The sequence below is a fragment of the Burkholderia sp. AU30280 genome, assembly GCF_020420125.1.
Taxonomy (GTDB): Bacteria; Pseudomonadota; Gammaproteobacteria; order Burkholderiales; family Burkholderiaceae; genus Burkholderia.
This window is the reverse complement of record NZ_JAIZRY010000004.1, coordinates 234,093-254,887: the sequence shown is the minus strand read 5'-3', so window position 1 is coordinate 254,887 and position 20,795 is coordinate 234,093. Positions and strand designations below refer to the sequence as shown.

The 20,795-nt window shown below is 67.0% G+C and carries 23 protein-coding genes and 1 pseudogene; 13 read left to right on the top strand and 11 right to left on the bottom strand.

All coding sequences use genetic code 11. The features are described from left to right. Positions 1-168: 168 nt before the first annotated feature. The 8 genes and pseudogenes from LGN17_RS11400 to LGN17_RS11365 form a co-directional block, all read left to right on the top strand. A pseudogene (locus LGN17_RS11400) lies at positions 169-936 on the top strand (GntR family transcriptional regulator); the annotation flags it as partial. Positions 937-947: 11 nt separating this feature from the next. After that, on the top strand, positions 948-2,675 hold the full coding sequence (locus LGN17_RS11395) for a fumarate reductase/succinate dehydrogenase flavoprotein subunit (protein ID WP_226196815.1): 1,728 nt from the start codon (positions 948-950) through the stop codon (positions 2,673-2,675). 10 nt (positions 2,676-2,685) lie between these two features. Beyond that, positions 2,686-2,931 (top strand): ferredoxin family protein, encoded by a 246-nt coding sequence (locus LGN17_RS11390; protein WP_175969541.1) that lies wholly within the window; start codon positions 2,686-2,688, stop codon positions 2,929-2,931. 31 nt (positions 2,932-2,962) lie between these two features. After that, the gene (locus LGN17_RS11385) at positions 2,963-3,958 is read left to right on the top strand and encodes a HEAT repeat domain-containing protein (protein WP_226196813.1); all 996 of its coding nucleotides are present in this window, start codon (positions 2,963-2,965) and stop codon (positions 3,956-3,958) included. Beyond that, the gene (locus tag LGN17_RS11380) at positions 3,955-4,242 is read left to right on the top strand and encodes a gamma-butyrobetaine hydroxylase-like domain-containing protein (RefSeq protein ID WP_226196811.1); all 288 of its coding nucleotides are present in this window, start codon (positions 3,955-3,957) and stop codon (positions 4,240-4,242) included. The genes LGN17_RS11385 and LGN17_RS11380 overlap by 4 nt, the downstream gene beginning before the upstream one ends. A gap of 97 nt (positions 4,243-4,339) precedes the next feature. Beyond that, positions 4,340-5,224: an NAD(P)-dependent oxidoreductase gene (locus LGN17_RS11375; RefSeq protein WP_226196809.1), complete on the top strand. Its 885-nt coding sequence runs from the start codon at positions 4,340-4,342 to the stop codon at positions 5,222-5,224. Positions 5,225-5,274: 50 nt separating this feature from the next. After that, the gene (locus LGN17_RS11370; RefSeq protein ID WP_226196807.1) at positions 5,275-5,766 is read left to right on the top strand and encodes an NUDIX hydrolase; all 492 of its coding nucleotides are present in this window, start codon (positions 5,275-5,277) and stop codon (positions 5,764-5,766) included. 109 nt (positions 5,767-5,875) lie between these two features. Further along, positions 5,876-6,340, top strand: coding sequence for an acetyltransferase (locus LGN17_RS11365; protein ID WP_226196805.1), 465 nt, complete (start codon positions 5,876-5,878; stop codon positions 6,338-6,340). A 113-nt stretch (positions 6,341-6,453) separates the two neighbouring features. On the opposite strand, the gene LGN17_RS11360 is transcribed toward LGN17_RS11365, so the two are convergent. Further along, positions 6,454-7,008, bottom strand: coding sequence for a TetR/AcrR family transcriptional regulator (locus LGN17_RS11360; RefSeq protein WP_226196803.1), 555 nt, complete (start codon positions 7,006-7,008; stop codon positions 6,454-6,456). Between the two features lie 257 nt (positions 7,009-7,265). Between LGN17_RS11360 and LGN17_RS11355 the strand changes: the two genes are divergently transcribed. Next, complete coding sequence (locus LGN17_RS11355; RefSeq protein WP_226197149.1) at positions 7,266-7,883, top strand: PolC-type DNA polymerase III; 618 nt, start codon at positions 7,266-7,268, stop codon at positions 7,881-7,883. Between the two features lie 154 nt (positions 7,884-8,037). On the opposite strand, the gene LGN17_RS11350 is transcribed toward LGN17_RS11355, so the two are convergent. From LGN17_RS11350 to LGN17_RS11325, 6 genes are all read right to left on the bottom strand, one after another. Next, positions 8,038-8,331 (bottom strand): hypothetical protein, encoded by a 294-nt coding sequence (locus LGN17_RS11350; RefSeq protein WP_226196801.1) that lies wholly within the window; start codon positions 8,329-8,331, stop codon positions 8,038-8,040. A gap of 562 nt (positions 8,332-8,893) precedes the next feature. Continuing rightward, positions 8,894-10,513: a glutamine-hydrolyzing GMP synthase gene (gene guaA / locus LGN17_RS11345; RefSeq protein WP_175969535.1), complete on the bottom strand. Its 1,620-nt coding sequence runs from the start codon at positions 10,511-10,513 to the stop codon at positions 8,894-8,896. 116 nt (positions 10,514-10,629) lie between these two features. Beyond that, complete coding sequence (locus LGN17_RS11340; RefSeq protein ID WP_226196799.1) at positions 10,630-11,220, bottom strand: hypothetical protein; 591 nt, start codon at positions 11,218-11,220, stop codon at positions 10,630-10,632. Positions 11,221-11,226: 6 nt separating this feature from the next. After that, on the bottom strand, positions 11,227-12,687 hold the full coding sequence (gene guaB, locus LGN17_RS11335; protein ID WP_048020927.1) for an IMP dehydrogenase: 1,461 nt from the start codon (positions 12,685-12,687) through the stop codon (positions 11,227-11,229). A gap of 278 nt (positions 12,688-12,965) precedes the next feature. After that, positions 12,966-13,826 (bottom strand): DUF2182 domain-containing protein, encoded by an 861-nt coding sequence (locus LGN17_RS11330; RefSeq protein ID WP_413227019.1) that lies wholly within the window; start codon positions 13,824-13,826, stop codon positions 12,966-12,968. Beyond that, a complete protein-coding gene (locus LGN17_RS11325) occupies positions 13,804-14,568 on the bottom strand; it encodes a DUF899 domain-containing protein (RefSeq protein ID WP_226196797.1) in 765 nt (254 codons plus the stop codon). Before LGN17_RS11325 ends, LGN17_RS11330 begins: the two co-directional genes overlap by 23 nt. A 114-nt stretch (positions 14,569-14,682) precedes the next feature. On the opposite strand from LGN17_RS11325, the gene LGN17_RS11320 reads away from it, so the two are divergent. From LGN17_RS11320 to LGN17_RS11310, 3 genes are all read left to right on the top strand, one after another. Further along, positions 14,683-15,903 (top strand): helix-turn-helix domain-containing protein, encoded by a 1,221-nt coding sequence (locus LGN17_RS11320; RefSeq protein ID WP_226196795.1) that lies wholly within the window; start codon positions 14,683-14,685, stop codon positions 15,901-15,903. A gap of 31 nt (positions 15,904-15,934) precedes the next feature. Next, a complete protein-coding gene (locus LGN17_RS11315) occupies positions 15,935-16,621 on the top strand; it encodes a glutamine cyclotransferase (protein WP_226196793.1) in 687 nt (228 codons plus the stop codon). Between the two features lie 136 nt (positions 16,622-16,757). Next, the gene (locus LGN17_RS11310; protein ID WP_226196791.1) at positions 16,758-17,741 is read left to right on the top strand and encodes a DMT family transporter; all 984 of its coding nucleotides are present in this window, start codon (positions 16,758-16,760) and stop codon (positions 17,739-17,741) included. 54 nt (positions 17,742-17,795) lie between these two features. On the opposite strand, the gene LGN17_RS11305 is transcribed toward LGN17_RS11310, so the two are convergent. Then, complete coding sequence (locus LGN17_RS11305; RefSeq protein ID WP_226196789.1) at positions 17,796-18,119, bottom strand: RnfH family protein; 324 nt, start codon at positions 18,117-18,119, stop codon at positions 17,796-17,798. A gap of 4 nt (positions 18,120-18,123) precedes the next feature. Beyond that, complete coding sequence (locus LGN17_RS11300; RefSeq protein WP_034181130.1) at positions 18,124-18,561, bottom strand: type II toxin-antitoxin system RatA family toxin; 438 nt, start codon at positions 18,559-18,561, stop codon at positions 18,124-18,126. 98 nt (positions 18,562-18,659) lie between these two features. Between LGN17_RS11300 and smpB the strand changes: the two genes are divergently transcribed. Then, entirely contained in the window at positions 18,660-19,106 is a 447-nt protein-coding gene (smpB, locus tag LGN17_RS11295; RefSeq protein ID WP_006478511.1) for an SsrA-binding protein SmpB, read from the top strand. 247 nt (positions 19,107-19,353) lie between these two features. On the opposite strand, the gene LGN17_RS11290 is transcribed toward smpB, so the two are convergent. Further along, the gene (locus tag LGN17_RS11290) at positions 19,354-20,289 is read right to left on the bottom strand and encodes an SPFH domain-containing protein (RefSeq protein WP_226196788.1); all 936 of its coding nucleotides are present in this window, start codon (positions 20,287-20,289) and stop codon (positions 19,354-19,356) included. Positions 20,290-20,322: 33 nt separating this feature from the next. Continuing rightward, positions 20,323-20,757: an NfeD family protein gene (locus tag LGN17_RS11285; protein ID WP_226196787.1), complete on the bottom strand. Its 435-nt coding sequence runs from the start codon at positions 20,755-20,757 to the stop codon at positions 20,323-20,325. Positions 20,758-20,795: the final 38 nt, after the last annotated feature.

The window sequence follows — 20,795 nt, the reverse complement described above, 5'->3', positions numbered from 1 at the left end:
CGCCCGCAACGGGCGAATCGGGCCGGCACCGCATGCCGGATCGTCCATTCGGCCAGCCCCCTGCCGTCGCGCTTTTCCGGAATCGGAAAGTCGAAATCAGAAATAGTTGGTTGGGGCGCGCAATCACGCTGACTACACTCGAGCGATCTTGTCATGACAAGTTGATCGATGACCTCCCCCAACGTCGTGCCGCTGTCGGCGGCCCCGCTGTACGTGCAGATCAAGGACACGCTGCGCACGCGCATTCTCGACGGCACCTATGCGCCGCACAGCCGGATGCCGTCCGAGCACGAACTCTGCGCGATGTTCGACGTCAGCCGTATCACGGTACGCCAGGCGCTCGGCGATCTGCAAAAGGAAGGACTGCTGTTCAAGCTGCACGGCAAGGGCACCTTCGTGTCGAAGCCGAAGGCATTCCAGAACGTGACATCGCTGCAGGGCTTCGCCGAGGCGATGTCGTCGATGGGCTACGAGATCGTCAACCAGGTGCGCAGTTTCCGCACCGTCAAGGCCGACCGCCATCTCGCGACGAAGCTGAACGTGCCCGAGGGCGCGCCGCTCGTCGAGATTCATCGCGTCCGGCTGCTGAATCGCGAACCGGTGTCGCTCGAGCAGACCTGGCTGCCCGAAGCCCTCGGCAAGCGCCTCGCGGGCGCCGATCTCGCGACCCGCGACATTTTCCTGGTCCTGGAAAACGACTGCGGCATCCCGCTCGGCCATGCCGACGTGTCGATCGACGCGATCCTCGCCGACGACGAGATCGTCGATGCGCTGCACGTCGAGGAAAGCAGCCCCGTGCTGCGCATCGACCGCCTCACGCACGACGCGTCGGGCTTGCCGATCGACTACGAAACCCTCTACTTCCGCGGCGACGCCTTCCAGTACCGACTGCGCATCGACCGGCAGAAACCGCGCAACCCTGCAAGGAAACAGCGACGACTACTCATGTGCTCGAATACGACATCGTCGTGGTCGGCGGCGGCACCGCCGGCCCGATGGCGGCGATCAAGGCGAAGGAGCGCGATCCGTCCCTGCGCGTGCTGCTGCTTGAAAAAGCGAACGTGAAGCGCAGCGGCGCGATCTCGATGGGGATGGACGGCCTGAACAATGCGGTGATCCCCGGGCATGCGACGCCCGAGCAGTACACGCGCGAGATCACGATCGCCAACGACGGGATCGTCGACCAGGAAGCCGTGTACGCGTATGCGACGCACAGCTTCGAGACGATCGAACAGCTCGACCGCTGGGGCGTGAAGTTCGAGAAGGACGGCACCGGCGACTACGCGGTGAAGAAGGTCCATCACATGGGCTCGTACGTGCTGCCGATGCCCGAAGGGCACGACATCAAGAAGGTGCTGTACCGGCAGTTGAAGCGCGCGCGCATCGCGATCACGAACCGGATCGTCGCGACGCGCGTGCTGACCGACGCGCAGGGCCGCGCGAGCGGCGTGCTCGGCTTCGACTGCCGCACCGCCGAGTTCCACGTGATCCGCGCGAAGGCCGTGATTCTCTGCTGCGGCGCGGCCGGCCGCCTCGGCCTGCCGGCCTCGGGCTACCTGATGGGCACGTACGAGAACCCGACCAACGCGGGCGACGGCTACGCGATGGCCTATCACGCCGGCGCCGCGCTCGCGAATCTCGAATGCTTCCAGATCAATCCGCTGATCAAGGACTACAACGGCCCCGCGTGCGCTTACGTGACAGGCCCGCTCGGCGGTTTCACCGCGAACGGCAAGGGTGAACGCTTCATCGAATGCGACTACTGGAGCGGCCAGATGATGTGGGAGTTCTACCAGGAACTGCAAAGCGGCAACGGCCCCGTCTTCCTGAAGCTCGACCATCTCGCGGAAGAAACGATCCAGACCATCGAGCAGATCCTGCATACCAACGAGCGGCCGAGCCGCGGCCGCTTCCACGCGGGGCGCGGCACCGATTACCGCAGCCAGATGGTCGAGATGCACATCTCCGAGATCGGCTTCTGCAGCGGCCACAGCGCATCCGGCGTGTACGTGAACGCACGCGCGGAGACGACCGTGCCCGGGCTCTATGCGGCCGGCGACATGGCTGCCGTCCCGCACAACTACATGCTCGGCGCATTTACGTACGGCTGGTTTGCCGGGCAGAACGCGGCCGACTACGTGGCCGGCCGCGAGCACGCGCCGGTGGACGACGAACAGGTCGCCGGCGAACGCACCCGCGTGCTCGCCCCGCTGCTGCGCGAGCGTGGCCTGGCGCCGGCGCAGGTCGAGTACAAGCTGCGCCGCATGGTGAACGACTATCTGCAACCGCCGAAGGTGACGCGCAAGATGGAAATCGGGCTGCAACGCTTTGACGCAATTACTGAGGATATCGAATCGATCAAGGCGAACCACCCACACGAACTGATGCGCGCCGCCGAGGTGCGCGCGATCCGCGACTGCGCGGAAATGGCCGCGCGCGCGTCGCTGTTCCGCACCGAGAGCCGCTGGGGGCTGTACCACCATCGCGTCGACTTTCCGCATCGCAACGACGCCGAGTGGTTCTGCCACACCTGGCTGCGCAAGGACGCCCATGGCGAGATGCGCAGCGAGAAGCGATCGGTCGAACCGTACGTCGTGCCGCTTGCCGACGACGATCGCGCCGCCTACACGAATCTGCGCATCCGCGAACCGGCCGCACTCGCGGCCGCCCGTTGAGGAGCCTGCCATGCCCCATACGCCACACGACATCTTCCAGCGCAGCAGCGCCCCCGTCACGATCGACGAGGCCCGCTGCATCGCCGACAAGGGCTGCACCGTCTGCGTCGACGTGTGCCCGCTCGACCTGCTCGCGATCGACGTGACCAAAGGCAAGGCCTATATGCAATTCGACGAATGCTGGTACTGCATGCCGTGCGAGCGCGATTGCCCGACCGGCGCAGTCAAGGTCGATATCCCTTACCTGCTGCGCTGACCGCGCCCCTCCACGCTCTCTCCCGTCACCCATGACCGACTCCTCCTTCGCTGCCGCGCTGCCCTGCGCCCACACCCCCGACGAAGCTGCGCTCGTCGCCCGCCTCGCCGCGCCCGATGCCTGCGTGCGCCGCGTCGCGTTGTTCGAACTCGCCGATCTCGAGGCCCCCGGATTCGTGCCCGCTTTCATCGCCGCGCTGCGCGACGATCCGTCGGCCGACGTGCGCGGCGAAGCCGCCCGCGTGCTCGGTGCGTGGGAGCAGCCCGACGTCGTCGACGCACTGTGCGGCGCATTGCTCGATCCGGACAACGACGTGCGCACCGCCGCGGCGCAAAGCCTGTCCGAACTGAAGGACGCGGCATCGGGCGCGGTGCTGTGTCGCTGGGCCGACCGGCCCGAGCCGATCGTGCGCCGTGCCGTACTGCGCGGATTGCGCGAGTTGCGCGACCCCGGCGCATTCGCGCCCGCGCTGCATGCGCTCGACGCCGAACACGCCGCGGTGCGCGCCGAAGCCGTGGCGGTGCTCGGCTGGCTCAAGGATCCGCGTGCGCTACCGCCGCTCGCACGCATCGCGACCACCGATGCCGCCGCGGACGTGCGACGCGTCGCCGTCGGTGCGATCGGGTTCGCGACGCCCGACGATGCATCCGTCATCCACGCACTGTTCGCCGCGTTGCGCGACCGCGAATGGCAGGTGCGCGAGGAAGCGGCCACGACGCTCGGCAAGCTGAGCGTCGCGACCGCGCGCGAACCGCTCGTCGCCGCGCTCGGCGACGACTACTGGCAGGTGCGCTTGCGTGCCGCGCGCGCGCTCGGGCAACTGCGCGATGCGGCCGCGGCGCCGGCCGTCGTCGCGCTGCTCTCGCATGCGATCAGCAACCTGCGCAAGGAAGCCGCGCTTGCGCTCGGTGAGTTGCTCGACCGCGCGACGTTGCCCGCCCTGACCCACGCACTGGAGGATCACGATCCGGAAGTACGCAAGGCCGTGCGGATCGCGATCCGGCAAATCGACGAGGCGTCACAGTGATCGCCCCGACCGAAATCGTGCTCGATCATCCGGCGCGCACGTTGACCCTCCGCTGGCCGGACGGTCGCACGCAACGCGTCAGCTATGCACGGTTGCGCGGCGATTGCCCGTGTGCGGAATGCCGAAGGATCCGGCTCGACGGCGGTCGTGTCGATGCGCTGCCCGACCTGACGCTGGACAGCCTTGAAACAGCCGGCTACGGCATCCGCGCGGTGTTCGGCGACGGTCATGCCCGTGGCATCTATCCGTGGCCCTATCTGGCGGACATGACGGCGTGGCCGTGACGTGGCTCGCGCGGGTGATCGGGCGAAATAGCGGGCGCGCGCAAACGCTGCGATACTGACGCCCACGATCGTCTCCACCCACCGTGGGAGCCAGAACATGCAAACCGCAGTCGGATTCATCGGCCTCGGCGTGATGGGCACGCCGATGGCGCTCAATCTCGCGCGGGCCGGCACGCCACTCGTCGTGTGGAGCCGGTCGCACGGCAGCGACGATGCGCTGCGCGACGCCGGCGCGCGCGTCGCCGAGCACATCGACGACGTGTTCGCGGCCTGCAGCACCGTGATCCTGATGCTCGCGAACGACGCGGCGATCGACGCCGTCCTCGCGCGCGGCACGCCCGGTTTCGCTGCCCGTGTCGGCGAACACACCATCGTGAACATGGGCACGAACGCACCCGAGTATTCGCGCGCGCTGGCCGATGACATCGCTGCCGCGTCGGGCCGCTACGTCGAGGCACCCGTGTCGGGGTCGCGCAAGCCGGCCGAAGCCGGTCAACTCGTCGTGATGCTTGCCGGCGCACCGAACGACGTCGACGCGGTCCGCGCGCTCGTGAAGCCGCTGTGCCGCGACAGCTTCGTGTGCGGCGACGTGCCGTCGGCGCTGACGATGAAACTCGCCGTGAACCTGTTCCTGATCACGATGGTCACCGGCCTGACCGAAGCCACGCATTTCGCGCAACGCCACGGCATCGATCTCGCCCGCTTCGCCGATGTGCTGAACGCGGGCCCGATGGCAAGCGACGTGTCGCGCGTGAAACTCGGCAAACTCGTCGCGGCCGATTTTTCGGTGCAGGCCGCGATCACCGACGTGCTGAAGAATGCACGCCTCGTCGCCGAATCCGCCCGTGGCATCGGCATCGCGTCGCCGCTGCTCGACATCTGCCATGCGCTGTACGGCGAGACCGAGCGGGCCGGACATGGCGCGGACGACATGGTCGCCGTGATCCGCGCGATCGAGCAGCGCACCGACGACGCACGATGAATCGTCGCCGGCCGCCCCACACACTCGAACGCTTCTGCACGTAGCAACTCATGTCCGATTCTCCCCGCCCGCCGACCGGCGTCACCGCTTCCGTCCGCCCTGTTCCCGCCGTGATCGGCATCGTCCTGCGGGAGCGCGACGTGCTGCTGGTACGCCGCGCCAATCCGCCCGATGCGGGCTGCTGGGGGTTTCCCGGCGGCAAGATCGAGGCCGGGGAATCGATTGCGCACGCGGTCGTGCGCGAGATCGCCGAGGAAACCACCGTCGACGTCGAAGCGCTCGACGCCTTTACCGCGCTGGATGCGTTCGATTACGATGCTGACGGCAACGTGCGTCAGCATTTCGTGATGGTCGCGGTGCTGTGCAGATGGTTGCGCGGTACGCCTGCTGCCGGCGACGATGCACTCGATGCGCGCTGGTTCGATCTCGCCGCGCTCGACCGCGAGGACTTGCCGATGAGCGCAGGCGTTCGCGACGTTGCGCGACGCGCGATCGAGCGCGCGGCGGACCTTGGCGGCGCGCAGCGTCCGGCCAACGCCTGAAATACCTGAAGCCGTCTTTCACGCAGCCCTTGCGAATGGCCCGATCGGAGCCACGGCGGTGCCGGTTACCCGCCGAACTTCCAATGACAAATCAGAGATGGGCCAAACCATGATCAGAATTCGCCAGTCCACCCAGGCCGACGGCGCACGCGTGCTGGATATCTGGCGCAACGCGGTCGACGCCACGCACCGCTTCCTCAGCGACGACGACCGTCGCGCGATCGAATCCGAAGTCGTCGCGTTCCTGCCGGGTGCACCGCTCGATCTCGCCGTCGATGAAGGCGGCCGCGCGATCGGCTTCATGCTGCTCGACGGCAGTCACATGGAGGCGCTGTTCGTCGATCCCGCTCACCATGGCGCGGGGGTCGGGCGCCTGCTCGTCGAAAATGCGCTCAAGCGTCATCCCGACCTGTCGACCGACGTCAACGAACAGAACGAATCGGCAGCGGGATTCTATGAACGGCTCGGCTTCGAGCGCATCGGGCGATCGGCGCTCGATGGACAAGGGCGGGCCTATCCGCTGATTCACCTGCGCTACCGCGCGGCACCGCTGTCCTCGCCGCGGCGCGCATAACAGTGGCTGGTGCGGGATATCGCGCCGCCTGCCACGTCATGCGCGCCGGGCATGCGAACGCGGCTGCCCGATATCGAGTCCGCGCCACGCATGCAACACGCGTGCGTGACACTTCATGCGCGACGCATCGGCAGCACGCGTTCGACCGTTGCAGCCGCGCGCTGCATGAACCCGTTGAACCGGTCGGCATCGCGCCGCAGCCCGGCCTGTTGTCCGCCGATCAGGCACAGGTGCACGGCCTGCCCGACAATCTCCCCCTCGCTCGACGTACGCACCAGCCCGCGTGACGTCTCGATCGCAAACGCGAGCCGCGCCGCATCGACGCGCTGCTGGAATTCCGCGACCAGCGGATCGTGCAGCGCCCATGCGCGGATCGCGATTTCGCGCCCCGGCCGCTTTTCGGCGGCAATGCGCAGATAGCGCACCAGCGTGTCGCCGGCACCGCGGCCGCCCGCCGCATACGCAAGCATGCGCGCGGTGTAGTCGTCCTCCCACGCGGTCAGCAAGGTCCTGACGAAGTCCTCACGATTGCGGAAGTGGTGATAGAACGATCCGCGGGTCACGTTCAGCCGTCGCGCGAGGCTCTCGGCCGAAATGCCCGCGTACCCTTCCCCGTCGAGGGTGTCGAAGCCCACTGCAATCCAGTCGTTACGCGTCAGTGCGCTCATCGTCATCGCCATACAGGCTGTGTATGGTGCGGCATGGACAGATAGGCTGCGAACCCTATCACGGCCGCCGCCGCTCCCGGCAGCGCGCCACGACGCATGGAGTCCGCCTTGAAAGACATCGCGCTCGTCGCCTTCGAACGGGTCGGCGTTCGCCGCGAGGATGGCCGTTTCTCGAGTTGAACGAGTCTGTCGCGGGCCTGGAGATGCTAACCTCTCGGCCACTCTAACGACACCGCGTGAAGCAACAGGATTCGACCATGCAAACCGTTGCGGTACTGGACTTCGAAACAACCGGACTTTCGCCGAACATGGGCGACCGTGCGACCGAAATCGCCGTCATCCTGCTCCGGGACGGACAAGTCGTCGACCGTTTCCAGAGCCTGATGAATGCAGGCAGGCGCATACCGTCCGATGTCGTCGCGCTGACCGGCATCACGAACGAGATGATCGCATTGGCGCCGCCGGCGTCGAAGGTCATGAAGGAAGCCGCGGCGTTCGTCGGCAAGCATGCAGTCGTCGCTCACAACGCCGGTTTCGACAAACGGTTCTGGCAGGCGGAACTCGGGCTTCTTGGCGTGTCGGCCGAGCATGCCTTCGCCTGCACGATGCTCGTGGCGCGACGCATCTACCCGGACGCCCAGAGTCACCGCCTGTCGAACCTGGTGGATATGCTGCGGCTGCCGAAATCGGGCCGGGCGCACCGGGCGATGGTCGATGCCGAGATGGCCGGCCATCTGTGGTGCCGGCTGCAGCAGGACATCGCGCGGACTTACGGACTGGGTCGCATCGATCACGCGCTCATGACACGCGTGCAGGCAACGGCGAAGGCGAAGGTGCCGATGTACTTGCGTTCGCTCGTGGGCTCGCACGCGTGAGAATCCGGGACGCGACGGCCCTGGCTTGTGCAATCCGTCAACGAAAACGGCTTGGCAGCCTGCCAAGCCGTTTTCTTGCCGCGACAGTCATCCGGTTGATTCCGTCGTGACCTGCTCCGACGCTGACCAGCCGGGTCGCGACTTGGCTTTCGAACTAATCAAGGCCGATAAGAAGGACCTTGAGGGTACCGCCGTGGTTGAGGTCTCCCAGATAGGCCACGACCTTCTGCTTCTGTCCAAGCGCCGTGAGTGCGTTTCCGATCTGGATCAGCAACGCCGTATTCGAGGCATTTACTGCAAACGAATTCCCGCCCTCGTTATTGAGCATGAAAGGAAGGGTATCGTGATTGTCCCAATAGCCCAGTTGAATTGACTCAACGTCTACGCGTTTCAAACCGTCCGCCTGCTCCGCGAACTTCTGAATTTCACTGAAATTTTCGTTCGACATGACAATTCCTCCTGCTGTGAGTTGAAAAACCGAGAACCAGGGCCGTATAGGTCGAATCTGGCTCGCGCGAGTCACGCATCGACAACGTTCATCACAACCTCCGCAGTGGCTTGGGTCAGCCATCCGCGAAGCGCACCTGCCGGGAAGAAATTAGGCTGAGCGCGCGGAGCAATCAATTACACTCGATTACAGTCGCGGTGAAACCGGGTGGGGTAGCCGAACCGCGTCTGCCGACTTCACTGCCAGGCGGTCTCGCTACGCAACCCGCGGACGCTGTTTCAAACCCGCGCCTTTTGCGCTGCAACTGATTGCAGGCACCGATCGAGTACGGCACGGTGCAATCGATGAGCAAAGTCGCTGGTTGAACGAGTGCGGAAATGGAAGCACCCGCGACGCCTCATGTCGCACGAATGCTCGGGTGTGTTCCCATCGACGAAACACGAAATCCGCGCGATGTGCCAATCGGGCGGTGGCGCCAGTCGGGCCAAAAACAAAAAAGCCCGCTGTGAAGCGGGCTTTGATGTGTGCTGTCAGGTCGTACCGGCACGTGCCGGACGGCCGATCATTCCCACTCGATCGTCGCCGGCGGCTTCCCCGAGATGTCATACACCACACGGTTGATCCCGCGCACCTCGTTGATGATCCGGTTCGACGCGCGGCCGAGCAGCGCGTACGGCAGGTGCGCCCAGTGTGCGGTCATGAAGTCGGTCGTCTGCACCGCGCGCAGCGACGTCACGTAATCGTACGTGCGGCCATCGCCCATCACGCCCACCGACTTGACCGGCAGGAACACCGCGAACGCCTGGCTCGTCAGGTCGTACCAGCTCTTGCCGACATCGGCTTCACCGCACAGGCCGGCAGCCGCATCGTGCGCGGTCGCGGTCGTGTTGCGCAGTTCCTCGATGAAGATCGCGTCCGCGCGGCGCAGCAGATCCGCGAACTCGCGCTTCACTTCGCCGAGAATCCGCACGCCGAGGCCCGGGCCCGGGAACGGATGGCGGTACACCATCTCCGGCGGCAGGCCGAGCGCGACGCCCAGCTCGCGCACTTCGTCCTTGAACAGGTCGCGCAGCGGCTCGAGCAGTTTCAGGCCGAGCGTTTCCGGCAGGCCGCCGACGTTGTGGTGGCTCTTGATCGTCGTCGCCTTCTTCGTCTTCGTGCCGCCCGATTCGACCACGTCCGGGTAGATCGTGCCCTGCGCGAGCCACTTCGCCTTCGACAGCTTCTTCGCCTCGGCCTGGAACACCTCGACGAACTCGCGGCCGATGATCTTGCGCTTCGCTTCCGGATCGGTCACGCCGGCCAGGTGGCCGAGGAACTGTTCGGACGCGTCGACGTGCACGACCTTCGCATGCAGGCGGCCCTCGAACATGTCGAGCACCATCTTGCCTTCGTTCAGGCGCAGCAGGCCGTGGTCGACGAACACGCAGGTGAGCTGGTCGCCGATCGCGCGATGGATCAGCGCAGCCGCGACGCTCGAATCCACACCGCCCGACAGGCCGAGAATCACTTCCTCGTCACCGACCTGCTCGCGGATCTTCGCGACGGCTTCCTCGATGTGGTTGCTCATGATCCAGTCGGGCTTCGCGCCTGCGATCTGCAGCACGAAGCGCTCGATGATCTGGCGGCCCTTCACCGTGTGCGTGACTTCCGGATGGAACTGCACCGCGTAGTAGCCGCGTGCCTCGTCGGCCATGCCGGCGATCGGGCAGCTCGGTGTCGACGCCATCAGCGCAAAGCCCGGCGGCAGCTCGGCAACCTTGTCGCCGTGGCTCATCCAGACCTTCAGCATCCCGTGGCCTTCGTCCGTCTTGAAATCCTCGATGCCGTCGAGCAGGCGCGTGTGGCCGTGTGCGCGCATTTCCGCGTAGCCGAATTCGCGGTGGTCGCTCCACTCGACCTTGCCGCCGAGCTGCACGGCCATCGTCTGCATGCCGTAGCAGATGCCGAGCACCGGCACGCCGAGATCCCACACGGCCTGCGGCGCGCGCAGCTGATGGTCTTCGTACGTGCTCGCGTGGCTGCCCGACAGGATCACCGCCTTCGGCGCGAACTCGCGGACGAAGTCATCGGACACATCGTTCGGATGGATTTCGCAGTAGACATGCGCTTCGCGCACGCGTCGCGCAATCAGTTGGGTGACTTGCGAACCGAAGTCGAGAATCAGGATTTTGTCGTGCATGGCTGCGGACGGGATGAAGAGAATAAGAAAGGCAGCGCATCATTTTCATCATGCGCTGCGTCAATAGCATGGACAACGGCGTCGGGCGGAAGGCGGCACGCTCGACGCATGGCCGGTCAATCCTGCATCGGCGGGCGCTCGTCGAGTGCGACGCCGCCCGACGATGATTGGCCGGATGCGGCCGGCGAAGGTGCCGCTGGCGCCGCGGGACGGCTGACGACAGGTTCGACACGCTGCGGTGCGGACGACGACGCAGGCGCCGTCGCCGTCTCGGCCGGCGCGCGCGCCTCGAGCGCCTGCGCCTTTTCGCGCCGGCGCACGGCCGATGCGAGCCGCACGCCACCGAGGCCGAGCACGATCAACGCGACGCCGGCCACGGCCGACAGCACCCTGCCGGCGGCCGCGAGCGCGGGACCGCTGCCGGTGCCGATCGACCAGACGATCGTCAGCGCGCCGATCAGCCAGTACACATGGCCGACCGCTCGCGCGACCGGCGCCGTGAGATCGCCGTTGAACGCTGCATGAAACGCGAGCCACGCGAGCCCGAGCAGCGCGATGCCGAACGCCTGGCCGAGCATCGCCGGCTGGACGTTCGCGAGCTGCAGCGCGTTGAAGAGCGACTGCCAGGGCGTCAGCACGAACAGCACGCCGAACGCCAGCAACAACACGGCATCGATGATCAGCACGGCTCGCAGCAGCGGTTTCATCGGCGATCAGTCCACGTGGTAGTTCGGCGCTTCCTTCGTGATCTGCACGTCGTGCACGTGCGACTCGCGCATGCCCGCCGCCGTGATCTGGACGAATTCGGCCTTGTCGTGCAGTTCGTCGATCGTGCGGCAGCCGCAGTAGCCCATGCTGGCGCGCACACCGCCGACCAGCTGGAACAGGATCGCGTTGACCGAGCCCTTGTATGCGACACGGCCTTCGATGCCTTCCGGCACGAGCTTGTCGATGTTCGCCGAGTTGTCCTGGAAGTAGCGGTCTGCCGCGCCGTCCTTCATCGCACCGACGGAACCCATGCCGCGATACGACTTGTACTGGCGGCCCTGGTACAGGAACACGTCGCCCGGCGCCTCTTCGGTGCCCGCGAACATGCTGCCCATCATCACCGCGTTCGCGCCGGCCGCGAGGGCCTTCGACACGTCGCCCGAGAAGCGCACGCCGCCGTCGGCGATGCACGGCACGCCCGTGCCCTTCAGCGCTTCCGCGACGTTCGCGATCGCGCTGATCTGCGGCACGCCGACACCGGCGACGATCCGCGTCGTGCAGATCGAGCCCGGGCCGATACCGACCTTGACCGCATCCGCGCCGTATTCGACGAGCGCCTTCGCGGCGGCGGCCGTCGCGATGTTGCCGCCGATCACTTCGACGTGCGGGAAGTTCTGCTTGACCCAGCGAACGCGCTCGAGCACGCCCTTGCTGTGGCCGTGCGCGGTATCGACGACGATCACGTCGACGCCGGCCTGCACCAGCAGCTCGACGCGCTCTTCGTTGTCGGGACCGACGCCGACTGCCGCGCCTGCGCGCAGCTTGCCGTGTTCGTCCTTGCACGCGTCCGGGTGCTCGGTCTGCTTCGTGATGTCCTTGACGGTCATCAGGCCGCGCAGTTCGAACGCGTCGTTGACGACCAGCACGCGCTCGAGGCGGTGGCTGTGCATCAGCGCCTTCGCTTCGGCGAGCGGCGTGCCTTCCTTGACCGTGACGAGGCGCTCGCGCGGCGTCATGATCGACTTGACCGGCTCATCGAGGCGGGTTTCGAAACGCAGGTCGCGGTTCGTGACGATGCCGACGAGCTGCGGGCCTTCGACGACCGGGAAACCCGAGATGCCATGCTGGCGCGACAGCGCGATCACGTCGCGCACCTTCATTTGCGGCGGCACCGTGATCGGGTCGCGGACGACGCCCGATTCGAAACGCTTGACCTTCGCGACCTCGCGGGCCTGTTCGGCCGGCGTCAGGTTCTTGTGGACGATACCGACGCCACCCTGCTGTGCCATCGCGATCGCAAGGCGACCTTCGGTGACCGTGTCCATCGCGGCGGACACGAGCGGCATGTTCAGGGAGATGTTGCGGGTCAGCTTGGTCTTGAGGCTGGTGTCGCGCGGGAGAACGTCGGAGAAGGCGGGAACGAGGAGCACGTCATCGAAAGTGAGTGCTTTTTGGATCAGACGCATGGCAAATCCTATGGGCGCAAAAGCGAATTATACGCGAAGCGCCGCGAATTTTCACAACACGAACAACGGCTTAGCCGGTTTCGGCCGTTCGGGGGCCGAATCGTTCGGATCGTCGTTCGGTTCGTTTTCGATCGCCTTTCGTTTCACCGCCGCATCGAGCCATTCGCGCAACCGGCCGCGAAACGGCCCACCCACCTGTTGCGGACGGGCCACGCGACGGTAGAGACGACGGGGAAGCGCGGCCCGGCAACACGCCGTACGGGCACGCCCTCCCCGTCCTACAGCAGCCCGGCCGCGCGGACAAGCATCGCCGCGCCGCCGCCGATCGCGACCCAGCCGACGATCCGCGCCACCCGCGCGCCGGCCGGCGCAAGGCGCTCGGCGGCGATCGCCACCGTCACGGCCGCCATCACGCGCAGATCCATCACGCCGGCGGCCAGCGCGGCCGCCATCAGGTTCCCGCAACATATCCCGCATCGCACGGCCGTTCGCACGCCGTACCGCCATGCCGCACCGGCCGCCGCGCGCGGCGGCGACCCACCGGTCGCGGCGTGCCGGCAGCACGCCAGCCGGCGCGCCTTCCATCCGGAGAATTGCAGGACGCCCGCAGCCAATACGACCGCGCCAGCCGCGAACGGCATCGCACCGGCAAGCGCCGGCAGCCTTGCGGCGGCGCCCGTCAGTGCGGCGCCGGCCGGAAACACGAGCGCTCCCACCGCCATCCACACCGCGAAATACCCAGCACCCGCGACGACGACGAGCCCGGCCGAACGCGCCGCCGCGTGCAGGCCGACGCACTGCCGGTATCGCCAGAGCACCGGCGCCAGCACGGGCAGCATCATCGTCACCGCCATCGTGCCCCACATGCCGGCGAACACCGCGAACGCGCGGCCGGCGCTCCATCCACACGGTCGCTGCCATGGCGCCGACGTCATCATCCAGCCGGCGGACACGGGAGGGCCGCCCATCGCGGCCATCGACGCGCACTGCGCCACGGTCGCCATCGCGGCGACGGCGAACACGGCCACGAGCACCACCGCGAACGCCCGCGGATCGGGCCCCGGAGCGCCGGGCGCCGGCCGTGTCATCGCCCGCCCTCGCCCGTCGCCGGCGCGCTCAGCCGCGTGCGTACTCGTCATGACGGCGCCACCACGGGCCGGTCTCGTTGCGCCCGCGCGGCGCACGATCGAGCCACTGGTACATCCCCCACAGCCCGTCGAGCCCGCGCGCATAGGTCGAGTACGTGTGATAGACGATGCCGTCCTCGCGCACGAACGCGCTCATCCCCGGCCGGTCGAGCGAATACGTGACCGCGTCGGTGCCGCATGTCGCCGCGAACTGCACGACGGGTGCCGGCGGCGGATCCCTGTCCATCGCGTGGCCGGCCCGCGCGTAGTTGTACTCGACGTCGCCGGCGCGCTGCTGCGCTTCGGTGAACGACACGTTGAAGTCGAAGTTGAAATCGCTGCCGACCGACGATGCCCACGGGAAGCGCCACCCCATCCGCTGCCGGTACGCGCGCAGCTTCGCGAGCGGCGCGCGCGACACGGCGGCGAGCGTCACGTCGTGGTTCGCCAGATGCACGGCGAAGCCGTCGAAACCGTCGGCGATCGACGAGCACGACGGACAGCCGGCCTGGTAGTCGGGGCCGAACATGAAGTGATAGACGAGCAGTTGCGAACGGCCGAGAAACAGGTCGTCGAGTGTTGCCTGCCCGTCCTCGGTGTCGAATCGGTAGGTCTTGTCGACGCGCACCCAGGGCAGTGCCTGGCGCCGCCGCGCGAGTTCGTCGCTTTGCCGCGTCAGCGCCTTTTCCGCGTCGAGCAGCGCGCGGCGCTCGGCCAGCCATTCGTCGCGGGTTCCGGTGAGATGGGTCGTCATGGCGGGTTTCTCCTTCCGATGGGTATCCAGGCACGGCATCCGGTGCCGTGTGCGTGGTGCTAGATTAGTGGCGGGCATCGAACCGAAGGGAGTGACAAGTGTGTCGGGATTCGGATGGATTCGCTGATCACGGCGGCCGCGCGCGCGCTCGCGGCCGGTGACGCGCTCGGCGCGCTGAATCGCGTCGCGCTGCGCGACGATGCGCCGGCGCTCGCACTGCGCGGGATCGCAATGGCGCAGCTCGGCGATTTCGAACGCGCGCGCGCACTCGTGCGCGGCGCCGCTCGTGCGTTCGGCCCGAAGGAGGCCGTGGCGCGTGCGCGCTGCGTCGTCGCGGAAGCGGAGATCGCACTCGCGTCGCGCGACCTGCGCTGGCCGACGCGCGCGCTCGATGCCGCGTGCGCGACGCTCGACGCGCACGGCGACCGCGCAAACGCCGCGCATGCACGCTATCTCGGCGTGCGCCGGCTACTGCTGATCGGCCAGCTCGACGATGCCGAGCGGATGCTCGCGAATCTCGATCCCGCGCCACTGCCGGCTGCATCGCGCGCCGCCCATGAGCTGATCGCGGCCGGCATCGCGATGCGCCGCATCCGCACGCACGCGGCGCGCGCTGCGCTCACCCGGGCACACGCAGCGGCCCGCGACGCCGGCATCGCCGCGCTGACGGCCGAGGTCGACACTGCGGCACGCGTGCTCGACGCACCGGCCGCGCGCCTCATCACGCGCGGCACATCGCGGCTCGTGCAACTCGACGAAGTGGAGGCGCTGTTCGCATCGAACGCGCTCGTCGTCGACGCGTGCCGCCACACGGTGCGCGACGCGCGCACGACCGTGTCGCTTGCGCGGCGGCCCGTGCTGTTCATGCTCGCCCGCGCGCTCGGTGAAGCGTGGCCGGCCGACGTGTCGCGCAACGCGGTCGTCGCTGCCGCGTTCCGCGCAAAACACGCGGACGAATCGCATCGCGCACGCCTGCGCGTCGAGATCGGCCGGCTGCGCGCGCTGCTGCGGCCGCTCGCGAACGTCATCGCAACCCCGCGCGGCTTCGCGCTCGAACCGCTCGGCATACGCGAGACCGTCGTCCTGGCGCGCCCGGTCGACGATCGCCACGCGGCCGTGCTCGCGCTCCTCGCCGATGGCGAGGCGTGGTCGAGCTCCGCGCTGGCGCTGGCCCTGCGCACAGGCCAGCGCACCGTGCAGCGCGCGCTCGACGCGCTCGCCGAAGCGGACAAGGTCCAGGCGCTCGGCCGCGGCCGCGCACGCCGCTGGATGACGCCGCCGCTGCCCGGTTTCGCGACGACCTTGTTACTCCCTGCCCCGCTGCCGGGCGATTAGGATGGCCTCACCGAACGACGAGGTGACGAACATGAAGCGCTCCAGGGCAGAGATCCTTCGCGAATATGGCCCGTTTCCGGGCGTCGACGGCGTACACGGCGTCACGTACGACGGGCAGTACGTGTGGTACGCGTGCGGCGACAAGCTGAATGCGCTCGACCCGGAGCGCGGCACGACCGTGCGCTCGATCGACGTCGCCGCGCATGCGGGCACGGCGTTCGACGGCCGCCACCTGTACCAGATCGTCGAGAACCGCATCGAGAAGATCGATCCCGAATCGGGCCGCGTGCTCGCAACGATCCCCGCCCCCGGCAACGGCCTCGATTCGGGGCTGGCTTGGGCCGAAGGCACGCTGTGGGTCGGCCAGTACCGCGAACGCAAGATCCATCAGGTGGATCCGCAGTCGGGCGCCGTGCTGCGCACGATCGAATCGAACCGCTTCGTCACCGGCGTGACGTGGGTCGACGGCGAGCTGTGGCACGGCACCTGGGAAGCCGACGAGAGCGAATTGCGGCACATCGATCCGCGTACGGGTCGAGTGCTCGAGCAGGTCGCCATGCCGCCCGGCGTCGGGGTGTCGGGGCTCGAATCCGACGGTCGCGACCGTTTCTACTGCGGCGGCGGCAACAGCGGCAAGCTGCGCGCCGTGCGCCGGCCCGCGCGGGCACGGACGTCGGGCAATGACGCGGGAGCAACGCCCGACCCTGCTGACGAATGATTCGCCGCCTGCCGTGATCGCTTCCGGGCGCAGCACGCCTGCGCCTCGCTCTGCGCCGAGTGCAGGAATGAACAAGACGATGCAGCGACCGCGTCGCTAAGATGCGCGCTCGTCAGTCATGTATTCGGAGCGGTCAATGCAGCGCGGTGTGGTCTATGGTGTTCTGGCAGGTGCCCTGTGGGGCATGGTGTTTCTCGTTCCGCGGCTGCTGACCGACTTCTCGCCGCTGCTGCTGAGCGCCGGCCGCTACGCGATGTACGGCCTCGTATCGCTCGCGGCCGCGCTGCCGGCCGCCCGCTCGTTGCTCGCGCGGCTGACACGCGAGGATCTCGTCGCGCTGGTCAGGCTCGCCGTCGTCGGCAACGTCGCGTACTACATGCTGCTGTCAGGCGCCGTGCACCTGATCGGCATCGCGCCCAGTTCGCTGATCGTCGGCGTATTGCCCGTCACGGTCACGCTCGCGGGTCTCGGCGACCACGGCGCCGTGCCGCTGCGGCGGCTCGCTATCCCGCTCGCGCTGGTGATCGCGGGCATCGTCTGCATCAACGTCGACCTGTTCACGTCCGAGGCAGCACACGCGACGACGCTCGGCCAGAAGCTCGCGGGCATCGCCTGCGCGGCCGGCGCGCTCGCGAGCTGGACCTGGTACGCGGTCGCGAACGCGCGCTACCTGCAGCGCCGTCATCATTTCGGCGGCAACGAATGGTCGGTGCTGTGGGGCGTCGTGACCGGCCTGATCGGCGGGCTCTGCTGGATCGCTATCCTCGCGCTGCCGGCCGGCACGGTGCAGGCAGCAGTCCCGGCGTCGCGCTGGCAACTGTTCTGGCTGCTGAACCTCGTGCTCGCGATCGGCGCGTCGTGGCTCGGCAACGGGCTGTGGAATGCCGCGTCGAAACGGTTGCCGCTCACGCTGTCGGGCCAGTTGATCGTGTTCGAAACCGTGTTCGCGATGCTTTACGCGTTCGTCTACGACCAGCGGATGCCGCACGCACTCGAGATCGCAGCGCTCGTGCTGCTGCTGGCAGGCGTGTACGGCTCGGTGCGACAGCACGGCAACACGCCCGCCGGCGGCGCTACGCCGGGCAACGCGCCAGTCAACGCGAACGCCGCGGCCCACTGAGCGCCGCGGCGTTTGATCGGACGAATCGGAACGGAAGAAGCGGAACCGCGCGCGTCAGCGCGCGTCCTTGTGCATCCACTTGCGGCCCTCGATGGAGCCTTCGCGACGCGACTTGTCGACGCGCCGCTGGCGCGCAAGCTTCGGATCGACGATCAACGGGCGGTATATCTCGACGCGGTCGTGGTCGGAGAGCGGCGCGTCGAGCGGCGCAAGCTTGCCGTATACGCCCGTCTTCGCGTTCGCGAGATCGATTTCCGGGTGCAGCGCGAGCACGCCGCTCGCATCGATCGCGGAACGAACGGTCGCCCCTTCCGGCAGCGACAGCGGAATCAGCGTCTGGCGATCCGGCAGCGCGTAGCAGACTTCGATCGACAGCATCGCGTCACCCCTTCCCGTAGCGCTGGTCGGCGCGCTTCACGAACGAATCGACGAACGTGTTCGCGATATGGCTGAACACGGGCCCGATGATCTTCTCGAGCAGGATGCTCGAGAACTCGTAGTGCAGCGCGAATTCGATCTTGCACGCATCGGCACGCAGTGCCGTGAAGCGCCACGAGCCCGTGAACTTCTTGAACGGGCCGTCCGTGAACTCCATGTCGATCCGCGTCGGACGCTGCTGCGTGTTGCGCGTCGCGAAATGCTGCTTGATGCCCTTGAAGTTGATGTCGATGCGCGCTTCCATCCCGCTGTCGTCCTGACGGCGAATCTCGACGCCGCCGCACCAGGGCAGGAAATTGGGGTAGTCGGCCACGTCGGTGACGAGGTCGAACATCTGTTCCGCCGAATGACGGATCAATACTGTTTTCTGGACATCTGCCATAAATCGCGCGGCATCGCTTAAGGTGAGAACGCAAGCCGGGCGATTCTCGCCCCGCTTTGCTAAAATCGTGATTTTAAACGAGTTGGCCCAATCCATTCATGAGCATCATCGACAACAGGAAGGCGCACTTCGATTATCACATCGAGGAACGCTACGAGGCGGGGCTCGTGCTGGAGGGCTGGGAAGTCAAGGCGCTGCGCGCCGGGCGCGGCCAGATCAAGGAAGGCTACGTCGTGGTGAAGAACGCCGAGATCTTTCTGATCGGCACCCATATCAGCCCGCTGCCCGAAGCCTCGACGCACATCAAGCCGGACCCGGTTCGCACGCGCAAGCTGCTGCTGCACCGTGAGGAAATCAAGAAACTGATCGGCAAGGTCGAGCAGCGCGGCTACACGCTCGTGCCGCTGAACTTCCATTACAAGGGGGGGCGCGTAAAGTGCGACATCGCGCTCGCGAAGGGCAAGAAGCTGCACGACAAGCGCGAAACCGAGAAAAAGCGCGACTGGGAACGCGAAAAGGCACGCATCATGCGCGCCGGCACCTGACCCGCGCAACACCGCGCATCGCAAACGACACGGCCCGCTCGAAGCGGGCCGTGTTGCTTTGGGTGACGTGAATCCTGCATGCCGGCTGCCCGGCAGTGGCCGGATCGGCGCTCCGCGCGCCACGCCGCCCGTTTCGATTGAAGAAAGGGGCCGACTGCGGGGCCACACGGGCATCATCCGCGCCCCGGCCACGCGACGATTCGCCGCACGCGGCGAGGCGACCTCCCGCGCACCGCACAGGTCCGACTCAGGCCTTCCCGGCCGAAACCGCCCCCGCGTTCTTGACGATCGACATCGCCGATGCGATCGCACTGCCGAGATCGGACAGGTTCGCCGGCACGATCAGCGTGTTGCCCTGCTTCGCGAGATTCGAGAATGCGCTGACATACTGCTCGGCAACCTTCAGGTTCACCGCGTCCATCCCGCCCTGCGATTGCATCGCGTTCGCGATCTTCTGGATCGCCTGCGCGTTCGCCTCGGCCACCGCCAGAATCGCAGCGGCCTCGCCCTGCGCCTGATTGATCGCGGCCTGCCGCTCGCCTTCCGATTTCTGGATCGCCGCTTCGCGCGCACCCGACGCGAGGTTGATCTGCTCCTGCTTGCGGCCTTCGGAGGCAGCGATCAGCGCGCGCTTTTCACGCTCCGCGGTGATCTGCGCCTGCATCGCGTGCAGGATTTCCTTCGGCGGCGTCAGGTCCTTGATCTCGTAGCGCAACACCTTCACGCCCCAGTTCGCGGCGGCCTCGTCGAGCGCCGACACGATGCTGTGGTTGATGAAGTCGCGCTCCTCGAAAGTCTTGTCGAGCTCCAGCTTGCCGATCACCGAGCGCAGCATCGTCTGCGACAACTGCGTGATCGCAAGCACGAAGTTGCTCGACCCGTACGACGCCTTCATCGGGTCCATCACCTGGAAATACAGCACGCCGTCGACTTGCAGCTGCGTGTTGTCGCGCGTGATGCAGATCTGGCTCGGCACGTCGAGCGGGATTTCCTTCAGCACATGCCGGTACGCGATGCGATCGACGAACGGCAGCACGATATTGAGACCGGGCGACAGCGTCGCGTGATAGCGACCGAAGCGCTCGAGCACCCACGCATGTTGCTGCGGCACGATCTTCACCGTCTTCGACACGATCACGATCGCGATGACGAGCAGGACAACCCAGATGATCAGCGAATCCATGAAGTATTCCCTCCTTGTTGTATCGGCGGACGATCAGCCCGCGGGTTTCGCCACGACCACGAGACAGCTGCCGCGCACGGCGCTTACCTGATACACGTGCGCATCGTCGCGCTCGCCGTTCGCAAGCTCGACGTCCCAGTCGGCCCCGCGATACTGCACACGCGCGCGGCCGTCGTGCCACGCGTCGACCGTGACGGTCGCGCCGATATCGAGATTGACGTCGGGATTCGTCGACGTGTCGCGCTTCTGCTTGCGGCCGAGCCCCGAACGGCGCAGCACGATCATCGCGACGATCGCGACCACCGCCGCCGCACCGAACTGCACGTGCGGCGCGAAACCGGCCAGTTGCAGCAGCCCGCCCGCGAGAAAGCCGAGTGCGATCATCAGCAGGTAGAACGTGCCCGTCAGCAACTCGGCCACGACCAGCACACCCACCGCGACCCACCAGAACAGATGCCCCGACATCATTGTGGTCTCCAGAAAAACATCCCCGCGCTCACCTGCGT